The organism is Segatella buccae ATCC 33574 (genome assembly GCF_000184945.1).
Lineage (GTDB): Bacteria > Bacteroidota > Bacteroidia > Bacteroidales > Bacteroidaceae > Prevotella > Prevotella buccae.
In genome coordinates, this window is record NZ_GL586311.1 from 2,997,882 (window position 1) to 3,014,924 (window position 17,043).

Consider the following 17,043-nt stretch of genomic DNA (forward strand, 5'->3'; position numbering starts at 1 on the left):
AGATAAATATGATTGTAATTTTCTAATGGCGGTCATTAGAAAAAGGAGGAAACTGTCTCTAATGACCGATTTGGGTTTATGCCTGCCGCTCTCTGCCACCTCCGCAAGATGCCGGACGGTGGCGAATAATTCCGACAAAAACACCTCCGCAAAAATACTCCAACCAGAACGGAAAGTAGCCCTTGAATCCCGGACGAAGCCTCCCGTTTTTCCCGTTCAGGCTCTCCGCGCTTGCGAAAGAGCCACAGTTGGCGGCTGAAAGGGCCCCCGTTGCGATGTCCCCGCAGCTCTTTTGCACGCCCGTTTGGGCCCTTTCAGGCCCGTTTCCGGCCTCCAAGATGTGTCAACTAAATTCAAACGGCTGATAGTCAGTGTTTTTTAAACGCCGCCAAAATCGCGCGTTTACCCCGGGCGGGCCGCCCCCGTTGCAAATATCGCAAGCAGAGAGGCCGAAAACGAATAAATAGTTTGACAATTTACAGACCCACCCCGGCAATAAAAAACCCGAGAATTGCGAGCAATTCTCGGGTAGTGGTGTAAGCCTGTTTGTTGTGACTTCGCTGGGATTCAAACCCGGAACCTTCTGATCCGTAGTCAGATGCTCTATTCAGTTGAGCTACGAAGCCATGGGCACGAGGCCTTGCAAGAACGAGTTGTGACTCCGATAGGATTCAAACCTATAACCTTCTGATCCGTAGTCAGATGCTCTATTCAGTTGAGCTACGGAGCCTCAAGTCTCATTTGCGAGTGCAAAGGTAGTGCTTTTTTCCAAAACAGCCAAATATATTCGCTGTTTTTTCAGAAAAAAGTGGGAAGCACTGTTGCTGTTGAGAGAGGAGGGAAGGGGGCAGAGGGGAGGGCAGGCACGGCGTTTCGGTTTGCCGGGTGGCAGCCGGACCGAGGGCTGACGGGTGGCTGACTTGCGCTATTTTTTAGGCGTAATAGCCGGTTTGTGCTTTTTTTTTGTTAACTTTGCCCCAAAATAGTTTAAGGTAATATGGGATTATTCGGATTATTCAATAAGAACAAGAAGGAGACGCTCGACAAAGGACTCGAAAAGACGAAGGAGAGTGTGTTCGGGAAATTGGCGCGTGCGGTGGCCGGAAAATCAAAGGTAGACGATGATGTGCTCGACGACTTGGAGGAGGTGCTCGTCACGTCGGATGTGGGCGTAGACACCACGCTGAAAGTCATCAGCCGCATCGAGGAGCGCGTGGCACGCGACAAATACGTGTCGACGGGCGAACTCAACGGCATTCTGCGCGATGAAATCGCCGCCCTCTTGTCTGAAAACAATTCCGATGACAATGGCAACTGGGATTTGCCCGCCGACCACCGCCCCTACGTGATACTCGTGGTGGGCGTGAACGGGGTGGGCAAGACCACCACCATAGGCAAGTTGGCCTACCAGTTTAAGAAAGCCGGAAAGAAGGTGTTTCTCGGTGCGGCCGACACTTTCCGCGCCGCCGCAGTGGAGCAAATCAGCATCTGGGGCGAGCGCGTGGGCGTGACGGTGGTGAAACAGCAGATGGGGGCCGACCCGGCTTCGGTGGCTTTCGACACGTTGCAGAGTGCCAAGGCCAACGGGGCCGACGTGGTGCTCATCGACACCGCCGGCCGGTTGCACAACAAGGTGGGGCTGATGAACGAGCTCAAGAAAATAAAAGAGGTGATGAAGAAAGTGCTCCCCGAGGCTCCCGACGAGGTGATGCTCGTGCTCGACGGCAGCACGGGGCAGAATGCCTTTGAGCAGGCCAAGCAGTTCTCGGCCGTGACCAACATCACTTCGCTGGCCATCACCAAACTCGACGGCACGGCCAAGGGCGGGGTGGTGATAGGCATCAGCGACCAACTCAAGGTGCCCGTGAAGTATATAGGACTGGGAGAAGGGATGGAAGACTTGCAGCTCTTCGACAAACGGGAGTTTGTGGACTCGCTGTTTAAGGAAGATTAGGTGGTAGGTGTCAGATGATAGGTGATAAGTGATGAAGAAAAACCAGATAGATATTATCACGATGGGCTGCTCGAAAAACCTTGTGGACAGCGAGGTGCTCATGAAGCAGTTTGAGGCCAACGGCTACCGCTGTGTGCACGACGCCGCCCATCCCCAAGGAGAGATAGCGGTGATCAACACCTGCGGTTTCATCGAGACGGCCAAGCAGGAGAGCATCAACACCATACTGGAGTTTGTGCAGGCCAAGACCGAAGGGCGGCTCAACAAACTCTACGTGATGGGCTGCCTCTCGCAACGCTACAAGGACGAACTGGAGGCGGAGATTCCCGAGGTGGACAAGTTTTACGGCAAGTTCAACTACAAGCAGTTGCTCGCCGACCTCGGCAAGGCCGAACTCCCGTCTTGCAACGGCCGCCGGCATCTCACCACGCCGCGCCACTACGCCTATCTCAAGATAGCCGAGGGGTGCGACCGCCACTGCGCCTATTGTGCCATACCGCTCATGACAGGCCGCCACGTGAGCCGTCCGATGGATGAGATTCTCGACGAGGTGCGCGAACTTGTGGCCGGTGGTGTGAAGGAGTTTCAAGTCATCGCGCAGGAACTCACCTACTACGGCATCGACCTCGACGGCCATCATCACATCGCCGAACTCATCAGCCGCATGGCCGACATCCCCGGCGTGAAGTGGATTCGCCTGCACTATGCCTATCCCAACCAGTTTCCCATGGATTTGCTCGACGTGATGCGCGAGCGGCCCAACGTGTGCCGCTATCTCGACATCGCCCTCCAGCACATCAGCGACCATATACTGAGCCGCATGCACCGCCACGTGACCAAGCAGGAGACCGTGGAGCTGATCAGGAAGATGCGCGAGGCTGTGCCCGGCATACACATCCGCACCACGCTGCTGGTGGGTTTCCCCGGCGAGACGGAAGACGACTTCCGCCAGCTGGTCGACTTCGTGCGGGAGGCGCGGTTCGAGCGCATGGGGGCTTTCGCCTATTCGGAGGAGGAAGGCACCTACAGTGCCGAGCACTATGAAGACGATGTGCCGGCCGACGTGAAGCAACGGCGGCTCGACGAACTCATGGCCGTGCAGCAGGAGATCAGCGCAGAGATAGAGGCCGGGAAGGTGGGACAGGTGATGCCCGTCATCATCGACCGCAAGGAGGGCAACTACTATGTGGGGCGCACAGAGTTCTGTTCGCCGGAGGTAGACCCCGAGGTGCTCATCCCGGCCGGTCGGAAACGCTTGCGCACGGGATGTTTCTATAACGTGAAAATCGTCGACTCGGAAGAGTTCGACCTTTATGGAGAGTTGGCCGATGAATAACAAGGAATATATCAACGAACTGGCCCGCCGCAGCGGTTACACTCAGGAGGTGACCCGCAAGCTGGTACATGATGTGGTGGCCGAAATGACCGACCGCCTCGGCGAGTCGGAAACGGTGTCGATCGCCGGCTTCGGGTCTTTCGAAGTGAAGAAGAGGCTGGAGCGCATCCTCGTCAATCCATCCACCAAGCAGCGTATGCTCGTCCCCCCGAAACTGGTGTTGAGCTTCCGTCCGGTGGCCTCGGTGAAGGAAAAACTGAAGAATGGAGGGGAAGAAGATGAATAGGATAGGGATTACGGAACTGGCGCGGATGCTTTCGTCGAAGCACAACATGTCGCAGGCCAATGCCGAAAACTTTGTGCGGCTCATGTTTGCCGTGGTGGGCGATGGTCTCGAACAGGAGAAACTGGTCAAGATCAAGAGCTTCGGTACATTCAAGATGGGCAGTGTGAAAGACCGTGAGAGTGTGGATGTGAACACCGGCGAGCGCATTGTCATCGAGGGACGCAACAAAATCAACTTCACGCCCGACAACGCTCTGCGCGATTTTGTCAACCGTCCGTTTGCCCAGTTTGAAACGGTGATGGTCAACGACGGTGTCGATTTCGAGGCCGTCGACAGGAAATATGAGAGCATCGGAGACGACGCTCCCCCTTCTTCCGATACTCCCGAGCAGGCCGGCCCGATGGAAGACCAAGCGCAAAAGGCAGAGGAGCCCACGAAGGCCAGTGTAGAAGAAGCCCCAATTCAGGTCGTGGAAGAAGCCCCGGCCCCGATAGTAGAGGAGGCTCTTTCCCCGGTTACGGAAGAAGAGCCGGCTCCGATTATTGAAGAAGGGCCTGCCCCGGTTGTTGAAGCACAGCCGGCTGTGGCGGCAGAGCCCCCCGTGGAGCAAGAGCCCCGGCCCTTATCCTCCGCTTCCCCCTCTGTCCCTCCCGTTTCTCCCTTGGTCTCTTCCGAGCCCCCGTCTGCCCCTTCCGCTCCTTCGGTGTCCTCGGCAGCTGCCGGTTTCTCCGACAGTCGGGTAAGCCGAAACGCTGTTTCGGCCCCTCCACCTCCCTCCTCCGAGCCCCCGTCTCGCCCAACTCCGGCTGCCCCTGCGCCCGACAGCCGCCGCATCAGCGTGTCGCGCCCCGTGGTCTATCTGTTCAGCCTGCTGCTGTTTGCCCTCGTGGGCGGAGCCTGCTGGCTGGCCTACTCCTACGGCAAGCTCGCCGCCGAGCGCGACCATCTGCACCAGCGGCTCTCCGAGCTTTCTCATCCGCAGGCTCCCTCTGCCCGGCGGCAGGCTCCTGCGGCCCCAGCCTCTGCGGCTTCCCCCTCCGCCGCCCCCGTCGATTCCGCCGCCGCCATGAAGGCAAAAGCCGACAGTGCGCGGCTGGCCCGGCAGGCGGCCATTGTTGCAGCCACGGCCCCGGCCGGCGAGGAAACCCGCCGCCACACCCGGGAAGCCAATCGGCAGCAAGCGGCCCCGGCCCCGAAGGCTAAAGTGCAGCAGCCCGCCCCCCGTCCACAATCAGCCTCCGGCCGCTATGATGCCGACCCGAGAGTGCGCACGGGTGCCTATCGCATTGTGGGTACGGCACAGACCGTGACCGCCAAGCGCGGCCAGACGATGGCCAAGATAAGCCGCGCCTATCTCGGACCGGGCATGGAATGCTATGTGGAGGCACTCAACGGCACCTCGGAAGTGAAAGAAGGGCAGCGGGTGAAGATACCCAAGCTCGAGTTGAAACGAAAATGAAAGGCCCATGACGAAGACCCTGTTGGCCGCATTGCTGGCCTTATCCGTACTCTTGCCCTGCATGGTTCGGGCGCAACAACAAGAACGCTCGTTCCCCACGGTGCCGCACAACGGCTACGAAGCCTTGTTGGCGAGCCGCAAAGCCTTTGAGAACAGGCAGTACAATTTGGCCAACTTTTACGCCGACAAGGCCCTTCACGACACGCTCACAGCCCGGCAGGCAGCCGAAATCAAAATCAGTTGCATGAAAGAACTGATGAAGAGCAAGGCCGATTCGGCCCAATACCTCGTCGCCCTGCTCCAACTCCACGACATGGCACCGCGCAACAAGCTCTTCCTCAAGCAGCTCATAGAGTTTTTCACCCTCCCGGGACACGAGCAGGAGATGCGCCAGTTTGCCACCGACGAGATACGCAAAGACTCCACCAACCGCCTCGGATGGGTGCTCAAGGGCGAAACCTTCATGCGCAGCGGCAAGTGGGATGAGGCCATCGGCCATTTCCGTCAGGCCGTGGCCATCGACTCCTCTTTCGTCGAAGCCATCTATAACATCGGCATCTGCCACTGTTCGAAGGGCGTGGAACTGAAAGACAGCTTCCTCACCGGCAAGAAACGGCTGTCTGCCCAAGAGAAGAAACTCGTCTCCGAGGAGTTCATGCAGGCCAAAAAAGCACTCGAACGGGTGAGGAGTCTGGATCCCCGGTGGGCCGTGGTCGACTGGCGCAAAGCCCTCTATCAGATTTACTACGTGCTGAGAGAGAACGACAAAGCCCGCGAGGTGAAAGCCCTGCTCGAACAGCGGTAGGCCGCAGACGGGCTCCCACCTTTTCCGCGAGTGCGCCCAATCCTCCTTCCGATAACTCCTTTAACGCTTATATATATAATAAGGTGAAACAATTCCGACTGATCATATCCCTGTTGCTGGCGTGGACATTCATGGCAGCGCAGGCCCAGAAGAGAGAGATTTATGCTGCCCAAGACCAGATCAAGGCCGGCAAGAATCTCGACAAGGCCCGGCAGAGCATGGCCAACCTGCTCAAAGACCCGGCCAACCGAACCAACGAGAAGATTTGGCTCACACTCTACGATGCCCTCACGGGACTCTACGAGCAGGGCAACGAAAAGCTCTATCTCAAGCAGCCCTACGACACGGCCGCCCTCTTCAACATCACCAAGGCGATGTTTGAAACGGCTGAAAGCCTCGACTCCGTGGAAGCGGCGCCCGACCGGCGGGGGCGCGTGCGGACGAAATACCGCAGGAAACACGCCGACTACCTCAACCGGATACGCCCCAACCTCTACAACGGCGGCACCTATTTCATCCACCGCAGGCGTTTCGCCGATGCCTACGCGTTCTTCAATGCCTATATCGGCTGCGCCAAGCAGCCGCTCTTCCGCGAATACAATTACTCCGAGACCGACTCGGTGCTGCCCCAAGCCGCCTATTATGCCGCCTACTGCGGCTACATGAACGGCGACCCGAAGGCCACCCTCCATCACACCTACTGGGCTTTGAAAGACACGGCCCACAACCGCTTCATGCTCCAGTATCTGGCCGACACCTATCGGCAGGAGGGCGACACGGCCCGTTATGTCAGCACGTTGCGCGAGGGCTTCGGCAAATATGCCACCTTCCCGTTTTTCTTCTCCCGACTCATTGACTACTACTTGAAGGTCAACCGCCCCGACTCGGCCATGCGTGTGACCGACCGCGCGCTGCAGGCCGACTCGCTCAACCCGACCTTCCGTTATGCCAAGAGCACCCTGCTGCTCAATGCCGGCCACTATGACGAGTGCATCGCCATCTGCGACGCCCTGTTGGCGAAAGACAGTCTGATGGCCGATGCCTGGCTCAATGCCGGACTGGCCTACTTCAACCGGGCCGTGGAGCTGGACAAGAACGTGCAGCGCCACCGCAAATACCGCAGCCGCATCATGGCCGACTACAAGGCCGCGCTGCCCTATCTGAGGCGTTTCCGCGAGCTGGCCCCCAACGAGCGCGAGAAGTGGGCGCTGCCCCTCTACACCATCTATCTGAACCTGAACATGGGGGAGGAGTTTGACGAGATAGACAAGTTGCTGCGCAACAAGAAATAAGATAACCGAAAACAACAACCGATATGACAGACAAGATAATAGACAAACTGGGCATCACGCTCAACGACATGCAGAACGACACGGCCCATGCCATCCTCCACTCAAACAAAGACGTGGTGGTGCTTTCGCCCACCGGCTCGGGCAAGACGCTGGCCTACCTCCTGCCGGTGGTGGAACTGCTCGACACCACGCTCGATGCCGTGCAGGCCGTGGTGGTGCTGCCGGGCCGCGAACTGGCTTTGCAGAGTGCCACGGTGCTCGCCGGCATGGGCAGCGGACTGCGTGCCATGGCCTGCTATGGCGGCCGTCCGGCGATGGACGAGCACCGCACGATGCGGCAGGTGCGCCCGCAGGTGGTCTTCGGGACCCCCGGCCGGCTCAACGACCATCTCGACAAAGGCAACATCGAGGCCTCGCAGGTGCGGTTTGTCGTGATCGACGAGTTCGACAAGTGTCTCGAAATGGGCTTCCACGACGAGATGGCGGCCCTCATGGGCAAGTTGCCGGCCGACGCCCGGCGCGTGCTGCTCTCGGCCACCGATGCCGACAGCATTCCCCACTTCGTGAATCTTGGCCGCTCCACGCGCGTCGACTATCTGTCCGACGACGAGCAGATACCCGACCGCATCTCCATCTTCAGCGTACACAGTCCCGAGAAAGACAAGCTCGCCACCCTCTCTTCGCTGCTCCTCGAACAGGGCGACCACAGCAGCATCGTGTTTCTCAACCACCGCGATGCCGTGGAGCGCACCGGCGACTATCTGCGCCGTCTGGGATTTGCCACGAGCATCTTCCACGGCGGGCTCGACCAGAAGATGCGCGAGCACGCCCTCTATAAGTTCTCCAACGGGTCGGCCAACATCCTTGTGAGCACCGACCTCGCCTCCCGCGGCCTCGACATTCCCGATGTGGACAACATCATCCACTACCATCTGCCCGAGACCGAGGAAGCCTATATCCACCGCGTGGGCCGCACGGCCCGCTGGCAGGCCGAGGGCCGCTCCTTCTTTGTGCTGGGGCCGGAAGAGCACCTGCCCGACTACCTGCACACGGCGACAGCCGACCACTCCCCGCAACCGGCTGCCGGAGCCGTGCCTGCCCGTCCGCGCATGGCCACCGTCTACATCGGCAAGGGCAAGAAAGACAAAATCAGCAAGGGCGACATCCTCGGTTTCCTCTGCAAGAAAGGCGGGCTGGAGAACGGGGAGATAGGGCGCATCGACGTGAAAGACCGCTATGCCTACGCCGCCGTGGCCTATCCCCGGTTGCAGGAACTGCTCGACCGCGTGCAGGGCGAGAAAATCAAGGGTGTCAAGACGGTGGTGGAAGCCGTGAGATAGTCCCGGAGACTTTCAGTGAGGCGGGCGTCTCGGGAGCGTGAGCGGGCCACGGGCGGCATCGGCTGTGGCGGAAGGCAAAAGGCATTTCCAGCCGTGCCATCATGTCAAACCATTTGCCCGTTTTCGGCCTCTCTGCCTGCGATATTCACCACCGGCAGTCCGCCCGGGCGCAAACGGGTGATTTTGGTGATGGTTTTAAAACGCTGACAATCAGCGGTTTGATTTTTATTGACACGTTTTCGGGCCCGAAAACCGGTCTGAAAAAGGTCCAAACGGGCTTGCAAAAGGGCCACAGTCGTGCTGCGACTGTGGCCCTTTCGGTTTCCAACTGTGGCCCTTTTGCAAGCGCAGAGAGCCCGAAGGAGAAAACCGAGGGGCTTCCCCCGTGCTTCAAGACCGTTTTTCCATTCTATTTGCCGACTTTTTGCAGACATGATTTTGTAAAGGTTGTTCGCCATCTTCCGGTGTCTTGCAGCGGAGTGTTTCACTGAAATTTGCCCGCGGGTGCCCCCGATTTTCCCCCATGCAATATCGACAGCCCCGTCAAGTGCCCGCAAGAGAGCTTTGCGACTGTGTGCGTTTACAATATGATATAAAACGGTGGCGTTGGCTAAATTGTTGCTAAAACGTTTGGTGGTATAAAAATAAAAGTGTAAATTCGCATCGTATTCATGCAATACGATTATAACCAATAAAACTTAAATAATCATTCAGATGAAGAAGTACAATTTTAATGCAGGTCCGTCGATGCTTCCACGCGAAGTGATTGAGAACACAGCAAAGCAGATTTTGGATTTCAACGGCTCCGGTCTTTCCCTCATGGAGATCAGCCATCGTGCAAAAGACTTCCAGCCGGTTGTTGACGAGGCCGTTACGCTCATCAAGGAATTGCTCGACATCCCGGAGGGCTATTCGGTGATCTTCCTCGGTGGCGGCGCTTCCCTTCAGTTCATGCAGATTCCTGCAAACTTCTTGATCAAGAAGGCCGCCTATCTCAACACGGGCACCTGGGCCAAGAAAGCACTCAAGGAGGCCAAGCTTTTCGGCGAGACCGTGGAGGTGGCTTCGTCGGCCGATGCCAACTACTCCTTCATCCCGAAAGACTATCAGATTCCGGCCGATGCCGATTATTTCCACTTCACCACCAACAACACCATCTACGGCACGGAGATTCGCAAAGACCCTGACAGTCCCGTGCCCCTGATTGCCGACATGAGTTCGGACATCATGAGCCGCCCCGTGGATGTGTCGAAATACACGGCCATCTATGCCGGCGCGCAGAAGAACATGGCCATGGCCGGCGTGACCGTCATCATCGTGAAAGACAGTGAGTTGGGCAAGGCTCCGCGCCCGCTGCCCACCATGATCGACTACCGCACGCATGTGGAGAAGGGCAGCATGTTCAACACGCCTCCCGTGGTGCCCATCTACTCGCTGCTGGAAACGATGCGCTGGGTGAAGGCGCAGGGCGGTGTGGCCGAGATGGATCGCCGCGCCCGCGAACGGGCCGAGATCGTCTATGGCGAGATAGACCGCAACAAGCTCTTCAAGGGCACGGCAGCCGTGGAAGACCGCTCGCTGATGAACCTCTGCTTCGTGATGAACGAGGAGTATGCCGAGCTCGAAAAGCCGTTCCTCGACTTTGCCACCGGGCGTGGCATGGTGGGCATCAAGGGCCACCGCTCCGTGGGGGGCTTCCGTGCCAGCTGCTACAATGCCCAGACGCTCGAAGGCGTGAACGCCCTCGTGCAGGCCATGAAAGACTTCGAGGCCGAACACTAATCGTACATGCAGATACTATAGGGCGAATTTCGGTTCGCCCTTTATTCGTTACATAAAATCCGACTGACAATGAAAGTTTTAGTAGCAACAGAAAAACCGTTTGCGGCTGCCGCCGTCGAGGGTATCAGAAAAGAAGTGGAAAACGCCGGTCACGAATTGCTCCTGCTGGAGAAATACACCGAGAAGGCCCAACTGCTTGAAGCGGTGAAAGATGTGGAGGCACTCATCATCCGGTCCGACAAGGTGGATGCCGAGGTGCTCGACGCGGCCAAGAAACTCCAAATCGTGGTGCGCGCCGGGGCCGGTTACGACAATATCGACCTTGAAGCGGCGACGGCCCACCACGTGGTGGCCGAGAATACGCCGGGCCAAAACTCCAACGCTGTGGCCGAACTGGTGTTCGGACTGCTGGTCTATGCCGTGCGCAATTTCTACAACGGGAAGGCCGGTACGGAGCTCATGGGCAAGAAGCTCGGCATCCTCGCTTTCGGCAATGTGGGCCGCAACGTGGCACGGGTGGGCAAGGGCTTCGGCATGGAGGTCTATGCCTACGATGCCTTTTGCCCTGCCGGCGTGATAGAGCAGGCCGGGGTGCATGCCGTGAAGAGCGGCGACGAACTTTTCCGCACCTGCGACGTGGTGTCGCTCCACATCCCTGCCACTCCCGAGACGCGTGGCAGCATCGGTTACGACACCGTGGGGCAGCTCAAGAAGGGCGGCATACTCATCAACACGGCCCGCAAGGAGGTGATCGACGAACCGGGACTCATCAAGCTCATGGGCGAGCGCACCGACCTGAAGTTCATCACCGACATCAAGCCCGATGCCGATGCCGAGTTTGCCAAGTTTGAGGGACGCTACTTCAGCACGCCCAAGAAGATGGGGGCACAGACGGCAGAGGCCAACACCAATGCCGGCATAGCCGCCGCCCGGCAGATCAATGCCTTCTTCAAGGACGGCTGCACGAAATTCCAAGTCAACAAGTAACCACCGCTACAACCTCAAGCTATGGCTACCATCAAACCATTCAGGGGGATTCGTCCCCCCAAGCATCTCGTGGAGGCGGTGGAGAGCCGCCCCTACGATGTGCTCGACTCGGCTGAGGCTCGCCTCGAAGCCGGCGACAACGAAAAGAGTCTCTACCACATCATCAAGCCCGAAATCAATTTCCCGGAGGGCACGTCGGAGTATGATCCGCGCGTCTATGAGAGTGCGGCCGACAACTTCAGGAAGTTTCAGGAGCGTGGATGGCTTGTGCAAGACGACAAGGAGCAGTATTACATCTATGCCCAGACCATGGAGGGCAAGACGCAATACGGGCTCGTGGTGGGCGCACGGGTGGACGACTATCTCTCGGGCGTCATCAAGAAGCACGAACTCACGCGCCGCGACAAGGAGGAAGACCGCATGAAGCATGTGCGTGTCAACAATGCCAACATCGAACCGGTGTTCTTTGCCTATCCCGACAATGAGGTGCTCAACAGTCTCATTATGCGCTATGCGGCCACTGCGCCCGAGTATGATTTCATCGCTCCCGTCGACGGGTTCCGCCACCGTTTCTGGGTGATTGCCGACGATGCCGACATCGCCACCGTCACAGAGGAGTTTGCCAAGATGCCCGCGCTCTACATTGCCGACGGCCACCATCGTTCGGCGGCGGCAGCACTGGTGGGGGCGGAGAAGGCACGGCAGAATCCCGACCATAGGGGCGACGAGGAGTATAACTACTTCATGGCGGTGTGCTTTCAGGCTTCACAGCTCACCATCCTCGATTACAACCGGGTGGTGAAAGACCTCAACGGCATGTCGTCGGAGGAGTTTCTGGCGGCATTGGCGAAGAATTTTGTCGTGGAGGACAAGGGCACCGAGTGCTACAAACCGCAACGGCTGCATGAGTTCTCGCTCTATCTCGACGGCCGTTGGTACAGTCTCAAGGCCAAGGAGGGCACTTTCAACGATGCCGACCCCATCGGGGTGCTCGATGTAGACATCTCCAGCCGGCTCATCCTTGACGACTTGCTGGGCATCAAAGACTTGCGTTCCGACAAGCGCATCGACTTCGTGGGCGGCCTGCGCGGCTTGGGTGAGCTCAAGCGCCGTGTCGACTCGGGCGAGATGCGCATGGCGTTGGCACTCTATCCCGTGTCGATGCAGCAGATTATGGACATCGCCGATTCCGGTAAAATCATGCCGCCCAAGGCCACGTGGTTTGAACCGAAGCTGCGCTCCGGGCTGGTGATACATAAGTTGTAGAAAGACCCACACCCCACGGACTCCCCACAGACCACGGACCCCCCACACCCCCCTAAAGGGGGGCTTCATTCCTGCGAACAGGTGGATGGCAAAGCCCCCCTTTAGGGGGGTATTGGGGGTCTCCTATCATCTATGCTCGACGAATATACAACTATCAAAGAAAATATCGTCGGCGAGGGATTCTACTCCGAGAAGCGGAGTAAGTTCCTCGCTTTCGCGCATCATGTCTACGATGCCGACGAGGTGAAGGCCATTGTCGCCGACTACCGCCGCCGCTACTACGATGCCCGCCATGTGTGTTATGCCTACATGTTGGGGCCCGGGCGCACCGACTTCCGTGCCGTTGACGACGGGGAGCCTTCGTCCACGGCGGGGAAGCCCATCTTGGGGCAGATCAACTCGCGCGGACTCACAGATGTGCTCGTGGTCGTGGTGCGCTACTATGGCGGTGTGAACCTCGGCACCGGCGGGCTCATTGTAGCCTATCGCACGGCAGCCGCAGCCGCTCTCGATGCTGCGGAGGTGGAGACACGGCAAGTGGAGGAAATCATCGACTTCTGTTTCCCCTATCTCATGATGAATGATGTGATGCGCGTGGTGAAAGACCTCTCTCCCCGCATTGTCAGTCAGCAGTTCGACAACGACTGCACCATCCGTCTTGCCATCCGCCGCAGCATGGCGGAGGAGTTGAGGAGTAGACTGGGTGTGGGCGGGAAGGCCTCCCCCGGCCCCTCCGAAGGAGGGGAGGGCCTCGCGGGATAAAAGCTGTTTAAAGCTTCCTAAGTTGGGGGGGGGAGGCATTTCTTTCCCCTGTATCTAAGTCGCCAAGTTAGGGAGTCTTGACAAGGAAACAAGGCCAGGCGTTTGGAAGCTAAGAGTTGGAAAAATAAAAGGCAAAAGCTGATTAAGGCTTTTGCCTTTGTGAGAATAAAGGGGTAGAGGGGTAAAAAACAACTGCACGCCATCTGCATCGTCCTCTGTCAAGGCGACGCAGATGGCGTGTGTGTTTACAGACCTCTGGCTTTCAGCAGGGCTGTGGCGTCGGGAGCCGGCAGACCGGTGAAGTCGGAGAACATCTGCATGAGGTCGAGCGTGTTGCCCCGGCTCAGCACCTTGTCGCGGAACGACTGGCCTACAGCCGGCGTGAGTGCACCGTGGGCGGCAAAGTAGTCGGCAATGTTCACGGCCAGCACCTCACTCCACAGATAGCTGTAATAGCCTGCTGCATAGCCTCCTCCCCACACGTGGTTGAAGTAGGATGTGGAGTAGCGGGGCGGAATCTGACTGTTGAGCAGTCCGATTTCCCGCAGTGCCGAGGTCTCGAAATCCTTGGCCCCGTCGGCCGAGGGCACCTGTTCCGCCGTGAGTGTGTGCCACGCGAGGTCGAGGCAGGTGGCAGCCAGATTCTCACCCAGGGCATAGGCCGGCTGGAAGTTGATGGAGCCCAGCATCTTCTCCTTGAGCGTTTCGGGCATGGGGAGGTTGGTCTCGAAGTGGCGGGCGTAGTGGTCGAACACCTCGGGGATGGAGGCAAACGACTCGTTGAATTGCGAGGGCATCTCCACAAAGTCGCGGGCCACAGCCGTTCCGCTCAGCGTGTTGTAGCGGCAGTCGGACAACATGCCGTGCAGGGCGTGCCCGAACTCGTGGAAGAGGGTTGTCACCTCGTCCCATGTGAGGAGCGTGGGACGGCCTTCGGGAGCCTTGGCATAGTTGCACACATTATATATAATAGGCAGCTGACGGCGCAGGCGGCTCTGCTTGGCAAAGGCACTCATCCACGCTCCGCCGCGCTTGGTGGGCCGGCGGAAGTAGTCGCAGTAGAAGAGGGCAAGCTGGTGGCCGTCTTTGTCCAGCACGTCAAACACCTTCATGTCGGCATGGTAGGTGGGCAAGTCGGTGCGCTGTTTGAACGACAGACCGTAGACGCGGTGGGCGGCGTAGAACACCCCGTTGACGAGCACGCTGTCGATGTTGAAATAGGGTTTCACGTCGTCGTCCGAGAAGCTGTACTGCTCCTTCTTCATCTTGGCCGAATAGTAGAAGCGGTCGTAGGGCTCGAGCTTGAAGTCAGGACCCATCGTGCGCCGGGCGTAGGCTTCGATGGCCTGTGTTTCGGCCTGGGCCTTGGGCGTGTAGGCGGCGATGAGCTGCTTGAGGAAGCGGTAGGTGTTGTCGGTGTTCTTGGCCATCGCGTTGTCGAGCGAGTAGGACGCATAGTCTTTGAAGCCCATGAGCCTGGCCTTCTCGGCCCGCAGGCGGGCCATCTCGGCGATGATGGGGAAGGTGTTGAAGTCGCCCGACCCGTCGGCCCGGTGGATGGACGCCCGGTAGACGCGCTCGCGCAGGGCCCGGTTGTCGAGCGAAGCGAGGATGGGTTGCTGGGTGGTGTTGGTGATCACGATGCAGTAGGGTGCTTTTCCCCCACGGCTCTCGGCATCTTTTTGGCACTGGGCGATGTCGGCCGCACCAAGTCCGGCCAGTTCGCCCTCGCTTTCCACCCACACGGCTGCGGCGTTGGTCGCCTTGGGCAGCATGTTGCCGAACTCCTGCTGCAAGGCCGCTATGCGCTTGTTGATTTGCTGCATACGTGCCATCTTGTCTTCCGGAAGCAGGGCCCCCGAGCGCACAAACTTCTTGTAGACCTCCTCCAGCAGTTTCCGGTCTTCCCCCTTGAGCGTGTTGCGCTCATGGTCGTAAACATATTTGATGCGTTGGAAGAAGCGTTGGTTGAACGATATTTCGTTCTCAAAGTCGGTAAGCAGGGGCACGGCCTCCTTCTCCGCCTGTTCTATCTCCGGTGTCTTGTCGGCACTGACCAGCGCGAAGAAGATGCTTGACACGCGGTCGAGCAGCAGTCCGCTCTTCTCGTAGGCCAGAATGGTGTTGGCGAACGTAGGCTTCGCCTTGTCGGCCACGATGCGCGCTATCTCCTCCCGCTGTTGGCGTATGCCTTCCTTGAGGGCCGGCAGATAGTCTTCTCCTTTGATTTTGCTGAAGTCAGGTGCACCGTAAGGCAACGTGCCCGGGCGCATCAGCGGATTGTTTTCCATCAGATTTCCTTTCTTGTTTTGAGCCGTTGCAGCTGTGCCCGGCATCATGGCAGCAGCCAGTGCGGCGGCGAGCAACGCCTTTCCGAGTTTGATGTTCATAGTTTTTGTTTGTTGTTGATGATACTTTGTTTCTGCAAAGATAGTGCAAGTGAGGGCAATGAAAGCTTGTTTTCAAATTGCCGAACGCCGCCTATCTTATGCAAATATAAGCAAAATACCGCTCATATCCCCATTCTCGAGGTATCTTTATCGCTTGAGGTATCAAAAAGTTTGTAAAAGATTGTTTCTGTGTGGTGATGTTATACTTAAAAAGTCCTAATTAGTATATAATGCACTGTAATATAAGTACTTTTGCAAGAAATCGAACGCCCATGTTGCTGAAAGATTTCTTTTCTCGTTTTACCAATGAGGACGATTGTATCTCATACTTCAAGGAAATACGGCATTCTGTTGGTATCGTATGTCCGAAATGTGGCTGCACGAGCCATAAATGGGTTGAGAGACGCAGCGTATTCCAATGCATGGAGTGTGGAAATTGGACCACCCTTACCCAAGGTACCGTAATGGAGAAAAGCCATCTGCCCTTATATCCATGGTTCTTTACTGCTCACATGATGACGTCTTTCAAACAGGTGCTTTCAGCCAAGGAAATCCAGCACCAGTTGGAAATGAAGTATTACCCACCCGCCTGGCTTATGATGATGAAGTACCGGGACATCATGGGGCAAAGAGATTCCTTGTATAAGATGGCGGACCAAATAGAGCTCGACATTTCGTATTTCCCGACCTCCTCCATTACGAACAAAGATGGAGAAAAGACAAGGAAGCGCAGAAAGACCGGTGTTTTGGTAATGGCTGAGAGCAGGCCTGTTGACGAAATAATGCTCAGATACCTTACAGACCTCACTGATACGGAGAAGGTTAACAAGGCATCTATACTGTTGGCTAAAAGCTCACAGACAAAAATCCAGAAAGCTGTCCGTTACATCAAGATGCGTGCGCTGCCTGACATCCGGTTCGAAACCATCAAGCCTTTCGTTACGGCTGCCGTCAAAGACGATGCCAAAGTTCTTACAGACGGAGGACATAATCTGTTAAGGCTGGAAGAAGTGGTTGGCGAGCATGAGGCGCATTTAGAAACAGAGACGGATGCCCATGACGTCGTAACAAAAATCCTGCCATGGGTACATATCGTTACCGGGGAATGCCGAAGTGGAATCGAGGCCATACATAAAGACATAGACGAGAGATTCCTGCAACTCTACCTTAATGAATACTGCTGGAAGTTCAATCGTAGGTTCTTTCGGGACAGCAAAGAGAACAAGTATGACCTCTTTGAAGGGCTGATCCGAATAGCGGCACAATATACATCAAATATCAAATGGAGAAACTACGGAACAGAAATTAACGGTTATTAAGCATAACATCACCACACAGAAAAGATTGTGGACTTGATGATTTGTTTAGCATTTTTTAGTAACTT

At 57.2% G+C, this 17,043-nt stretch carries 14 protein-coding genes and 2 tRNA genes; 12 read left to right on the top strand and 4 right to left on the bottom strand.

The window, feature by feature from the left end; all coding sequences use genetic code 11:
• Positions 1 to 552: 552 nt before the first annotated feature.
• Both HMPREF6485_RS11910 and HMPREF6485_RS11915 read right to left on the bottom strand, forming a co-directional pair.
• Positions 553 to 626 (bottom strand) — tRNA-Arg (locus HMPREF6485_RS11910).
• A gap of 30 nt (positions 627 to 656) precedes the next feature.
• Positions 657 to 730, bottom strand: a tRNA-Arg gene (locus HMPREF6485_RS11915).
• A gap of 267 nt (positions 731 to 997) precedes the next feature.
• Here HMPREF6485_RS11915 and ftsY point away from each other — a divergent pair.
• The 7 genes from ftsY to HMPREF6485_RS11955 all read left to right on the top strand — a co-directional run bounded on the left by ftsY (position 998) and on the right by HMPREF6485_RS11955 (position 8,472).
• Positions 998 to 1,954 carry a signal recognition particle-docking protein FtsY gene (gene ftsY / locus HMPREF6485_RS11925; RefSeq protein WP_004343451.1) on the top strand — a complete coding sequence of 319 codons (957 nt, stop codon included), beginning with the start codon at positions 998 to 1,000 and terminating at the stop codon, positions 1,952 to 1,954.
• Positions 1,955 to 1,985: 31 nt separating this feature from the next.
• On the top strand, positions 1,986 to 3,290 hold the full coding sequence (rimO, locus tag HMPREF6485_RS11930; RefSeq protein ID WP_004346804.1) for a 30S ribosomal protein S12 methylthiotransferase RimO: 1,305 nt from the start codon (positions 1,986 to 1,988) through the stop codon (positions 3,288 to 3,290).
• Entirely contained in the window at positions 3,283 to 3,576 is a 294-nt protein-coding gene (locus HMPREF6485_RS11935; protein WP_004343448.1) for an HU family DNA-binding protein, read from the top strand. The genes rimO and HMPREF6485_RS11935 overlap by 8 nt, the downstream gene beginning before the upstream one ends.
• The gene (locus HMPREF6485_RS11940; RefSeq protein WP_004346806.1) at positions 3,554 to 5,035 is read left to right on the top strand and encodes an HU family DNA-binding protein; all 1,482 of its coding nucleotides are present in this window, start codon (positions 3,554 to 3,556) and stop codon (positions 5,033 to 5,035) included. Before HMPREF6485_RS11935 ends, HMPREF6485_RS11940 begins: the two co-directional genes overlap by 23 nt.
• A gap of 7 nt (positions 5,036 to 5,042) precedes the next feature.
• The gene (locus tag HMPREF6485_RS11945; RefSeq protein ID WP_004343445.1) at positions 5,043 to 5,840 is read left to right on the top strand and encodes a tetratricopeptide repeat protein; all 798 of its coding nucleotides are present in this window, start codon (positions 5,043 to 5,045) and stop codon (positions 5,838 to 5,840) included.
• 83 nt (positions 5,841 to 5,923) lie between these two features.
• The gene (locus HMPREF6485_RS11950) at positions 5,924 to 7,132 is read left to right on the top strand and encodes a tetratricopeptide repeat protein (RefSeq protein WP_004346807.1); all 1,209 of its coding nucleotides are present in this window, start codon (positions 5,924 to 5,926) and stop codon (positions 7,130 to 7,132) included.
• Positions 7,133 to 7,155: 23 nt separating this feature from the next.
• A complete protein-coding gene (locus HMPREF6485_RS11955) occupies positions 7,156 to 8,472 on the top strand; it encodes a DEAD/DEAH box helicase (protein ID WP_004343442.1) in 1,317 nt (438 codons plus the stop codon).
• 104 nt (positions 8,473 to 8,576) lie between these two features.
• Here HMPREF6485_RS11955 and HMPREF6485_RS14040 read toward each other — a convergent pair whose 3' ends face one another.
• The gene (locus HMPREF6485_RS14040; protein WP_155814414.1) at positions 8,577 to 9,149 is read right to left on the bottom strand and encodes a hypothetical protein; all 573 of its coding nucleotides are present in this window, start codon (positions 9,147 to 9,149) and stop codon (positions 8,577 to 8,579) included.
• A 37-nt stretch (positions 9,150 to 9,186) separates the two neighbouring features.
• On the opposite strand from HMPREF6485_RS14040, the gene serC reads away from it, so the two are divergent.
• The 4 genes from serC (at position 9,187) to HMPREF6485_RS11980 (ending at position 13,269) form a co-directional block, all read left to right on the top strand.
• On the top strand, positions 9,187 to 10,254 hold the full coding sequence (gene serC / locus HMPREF6485_RS11965; protein WP_004346810.1) for a 3-phosphoserine/phosphohydroxythreonine transaminase: 1,068 nt from the start codon (positions 9,187 to 9,189) through the stop codon (positions 10,252 to 10,254).
• A 69-nt stretch (positions 10,255 to 10,323) separates the two neighbouring features.
• Positions 10,324 to 11,241 carry an NAD(P)-dependent oxidoreductase gene (locus HMPREF6485_RS11970; RefSeq protein ID WP_004346811.1) on the top strand — a complete coding sequence of 306 codons (918 nt, stop codon included), beginning with the start codon at positions 10,324 to 10,326 and terminating at the stop codon, positions 11,239 to 11,241.
• Between the two features lie 21 nt (positions 11,242 to 11,262).
• The gene (locus HMPREF6485_RS11975; protein ID WP_004343438.1) at positions 11,263 to 12,507 is read left to right on the top strand and encodes a DUF1015 domain-containing protein; all 1,245 of its coding nucleotides are present in this window, start codon (positions 11,263 to 11,265) and stop codon (positions 12,505 to 12,507) included.
• 132 nt (positions 12,508 to 12,639) lie between these two features.
• Positions 12,640 to 13,269: an IMPACT family protein gene (locus HMPREF6485_RS11980; RefSeq protein ID WP_004346812.1), complete on the top strand. Its 630-nt coding sequence runs from the start codon at positions 12,640 to 12,642 to the stop codon at positions 13,267 to 13,269.
• A 245-nt stretch (positions 13,270 to 13,514) separates the two neighbouring features.
• Here the strand turns inward: HMPREF6485_RS11980 and HMPREF6485_RS11985 are convergent, their stop codons facing one another.
• Positions 13,515 to 15,659 (bottom strand): M3 family metallopeptidase, encoded by a 2,145-nt coding sequence (locus tag HMPREF6485_RS11985; protein ID WP_004346813.1) that lies wholly within the window; start codon positions 15,657 to 15,659, stop codon positions 13,515 to 13,517.
• A 272-nt stretch (positions 15,660 to 15,931) separates the two neighbouring features.
• Between HMPREF6485_RS11985 and HMPREF6485_RS11990 the strand changes: the two genes are divergently transcribed.
• Positions 15,932 to 16,978, top strand: coding sequence for an IS1595 family transposase (locus HMPREF6485_RS11990; RefSeq protein ID WP_004346817.1), 1,047 nt, complete (start codon positions 15,932 to 15,934; stop codon positions 16,976 to 16,978).
• Positions 16,979 to 17,043 lie beyond the last annotated feature (65 nt).

What these genes read in the sequence shown, in the direction of transcription:
- ftsY (WP_004343451.1), top strand. Translation starts at nt 998, where the DNA reads ATGGGATTATTCGGATTATTCAATAAGAACAAGAAGGAGACGCTCGAC.
- rimO (WP_004346804.1), top strand. Translation starts at nt 1,986, where the DNA reads ATGAAGAAAAACCAGATAGATATTATCACGATGGGCTGCTCGAAAAAC.
- HMPREF6485_RS11935 (WP_004343448.1), top strand. Translation starts at nt 3,283, where the DNA reads ATGAATAACAAGGAATATATCAACGAACTGGCCCGCCGCAGCGGTTAC.
- HMPREF6485_RS11940 (WP_004346806.1), top strand. Translation starts at nt 3,554, where the DNA reads ATGGAGGGGAAGAAGATGAATAGGATAGGGATTACGGAACTGGCGCGG.
- HMPREF6485_RS11945 (WP_004343445.1), top strand. Translation starts at nt 5,043, where the DNA reads ATGACGAAGACCCTGTTGGCCGCATTGCTGGCCTTATCCGTACTCTTG.
- HMPREF6485_RS11955 (WP_004343442.1), top strand. Translation starts at nt 7,156, where the DNA reads ATGACAGACAAGATAATAGACAAACTGGGCATCACGCTCAACGACATG.
- serC (WP_004346810.1), top strand. Translation starts at nt 9,187, where the DNA reads ATGAAGAAGTACAATTTTAATGCAGGTCCGTCGATGCTTCCACGCGAA.
- HMPREF6485_RS11970 (WP_004346811.1), top strand. Translation starts at nt 10,324, where the DNA reads ATGAAAGTTTTAGTAGCAACAGAAAAACCGTTTGCGGCTGCCGCCGTC.
- HMPREF6485_RS11975 (WP_004343438.1), top strand. Translation starts at nt 11,263, where the DNA reads ATGGCTACCATCAAACCATTCAGGGGGATTCGTCCCCCCAAGCATCTC.
- HMPREF6485_RS11980 (WP_004346812.1), top strand. Translation starts at nt 12,640, where the DNA reads ATGCTCGACGAATATACAACTATCAAAGAAAATATCGTCGGCGAGGGA.
- HMPREF6485_RS11985 (WP_004346813.1), bottom strand. Translation starts at nt 15,659, where the DNA reads ATGAACATCAAACTCGGAAAGGCGTTGCTCGCCGCCGCACTGGCTGCT.
- HMPREF6485_RS11990 (WP_004346817.1), top strand. Translation starts at nt 15,932, where the DNA reads ATGTTGCTGAAAGATTTCTTTTCTCGTTTTACCAATGAGGACGATTGT.